The sequence below is a fragment of the Streptomyces sp. NRRL F-2664 genome, assembly GCF_000719345.1.
In the GTDB taxonomy this organism is placed as follows: Bacteria; Actinomycetota; Actinomycetes; order Streptomycetales; family Streptomycetaceae; genus Streptomyces.
Window position 1 is genome coordinate 1 of record NZ_JOFX01000167.1, and the last position, 2179, is coordinate 2179.

2 protein-coding genes are annotated in these 2179 nt (G+C 73.8%); one reads left to right on the plus strand and one right to left on the minus strand.

Annotated elements, in window-relative coordinates; translation table 11 throughout:
* Positions 1-561 precede the first annotated feature (561 nt).
* Entirely contained in the window at positions 562-834 is a 273-nt protein-coding gene (locus tag IF89_RS0135020; RefSeq protein ID WP_030777022.1) for a DUF3253 domain-containing protein, read from the minus strand.
* Between the two features lie 207 nt (positions 835-1041).
* Here IF89_RS0135020 and puuE point away from each other — a divergent pair, with 207 nt between their 5' ends.
* Entirely contained in the window at positions 1042-1950 is a 909-nt protein-coding gene (puuE, locus tag IF89_RS0135025) for an allantoinase PuuE (protein WP_030777025.1), read from the plus strand.
* The last annotated feature ends 229 nt before the right edge of the window (positions 1951-2179 follow it).

The following is a 2179-nucleotide window of genomic DNA, read 5'->3' on the forward strand; positions in this document are numbered from 1 at the left end:
CCTGGGCGGGGACCGTGGCGAGCATGGAACCGGCGACGCCCAGGGCGAGGGCGGAGCCGACGAGGGTCTTCCTGGAGGCGGCGATGCGGCGGATGACGGCGTGGGACACGGAGATACCTTCCACAGGGGACAAGGGGCGGTCGCGGCATGCCGGAGCATGCGTGAGCCACTCACGCGGTGGAGAGGGGTTCGTCGGCGGCGGGTGAACGACCCGTGCCGCCCGGCGACTCATCCAGTTCTACCGACGGCCCCGCACCCTGGCAACGACCGCCATTACTAAAGGCCTTCGCAGTCGGGGGCCGGGGACCCGGGACCCGGCGGGGCCGGATCCGCGCAGGTGGAAGCGGGATACGACCGGTCGCAAGGGGGCCTTGGGGGCCTACTATCCCGCCTCGTGTGTGACGTGGGTCCTATGGGGCGGCTCACCCCCACCACCCCCGGATCTCACCCAGCGTGACCGGCCGTACCCCGTAAAGAGACAGGCCGAATGTCCGAATTGCACCGGATTCCAAGGAGATGCGCTGCTTCGGGGCTGCCTTCCCCGGCCGCCCGCGCAGGGGGTCAGCGCACGCGGCGGATCCGGATCGGGCCGCGGGCCCGGTCCGGGTCGACACGGCGGCCGCCCCGGGTGATCTCCACCTTTCCGGCGGCGACCAGACGCCGGGCTGCGCGGCGGGCCGGCTCCATGAGCGCGCGCCAGCCGTCGCCGTCCCCCTGGTACACGGCCCGCGCGGCGTCGGAGGGGCAGATCGTCGCGGTCGGGGCCCGGTGGTGCAGGAGTTGGAGGATGGCCTGCTCCAGCTGCCGGTCCCTCTGCCGGTCGGTACCCGTCACGGCGCCAGTCTCGCACCGCCCGCCCCTCACCGCCGCCGACGTCCGCCGACGTCCTGGCTCCTGCACGGGCACCGGTCACGGCCCCGCGGTGGACAGCTGCACCGAGACCCCGCACGGCGAACCGGGGGGGCAGCTGCCTCGCGGGCGCCCGCTGCCGCCCGGCCGCGCCCTCGGGGCTGCGGAAGGCGGCGGCGGTAGGGTGCGGCCGTGTCCGAACAGCAGCGTGACCTCGTCGGGTACGGTGCCGAGCCGCCGCACGCCGCGTGGCCCGGCGGGGCCCGTGTCGCCGTCAGCCTCGTCCTGAACTACGAGGAGGGTGGAGAGCAGAACGTCCTGGAGGGCGATGCGACGTCGGAGGGGTACCTCCACGAGATCGTCGGGGCGCCACCGGTGGCGGGCGGACGGGACCTGAACGTGGAGTCGATGTTCGCCTACGGCTCGCGTGCCGGTTTCTGGCGGATCCACCGCACGGTCGCGGCGCACGGGGTGCCGTTGACGGTGTACGCGGTGGGGCAGGCGCTGGAGCGCAACCCGGCCGCGGCCCGGGCGATGGGGGCCGCCGGCTGGGAGGTGGCGGGGCACGGCCGGCGCTGGATCGACTACCGGCACGTGCCCGAGGACGTCGAGCGGGCGGACATCGCCGATACGGCCAGGACGATCGCGCGGCTGGTGGGCCGCCGGCCGGTGGGCTGGTACACCGGCCGGACCAGTGCGAACACGCGGCGGCTGGTCGCGGCGGAGGGCGGTTTCCTCTACGACAGCGACGACTACTCCGACGACCTGCCGTTCTACGTGCAGGTGGAGGGCCGTGCGCACCTGGTGGTGCCGTACAGCCTGGATGCGAACGACTTCAAGTTCCTGATCGTCCACGGGTTCACGACCGCGGACGACATGCTCGCCTACCTCGTCGACACCTTCGAGACGCTGCGGGCCGAGGGCGGGGACCGGCCGCGGATGATGAGCGTGGGCCTGCACTGCCGGATCACCGGGCGGCCGGGGCGCATCCGCGCGCTCGACGGTTTCCTGCGGCACGTCGCGCAGCGGGGCGGGGCGTGGATCGCGACGCGGGAGGAGATCGCCCGGCACTGGCTGGCCACGCATCCGCCGGTGCGGTGACCGGGGGCGGTGACCGGGGGGCGGTGGCCGGGGGGGCCGGCGGCCCCGGCCCGGTCGGCGGGGCGGGGCGTGTTCGGGGGATCCGGTGTGATCGGCAGGCCCGGCCCGGTCGGCGGGGGCGCGGCCTAGGTGTATTGATCACGAGCGTTGTTAACAGGGCTGGGTCTTGATCATGGCGAAGACCTCCGGTGTGGTGGAGGTGTCTAGGCTCCACACCACACACGGAGGT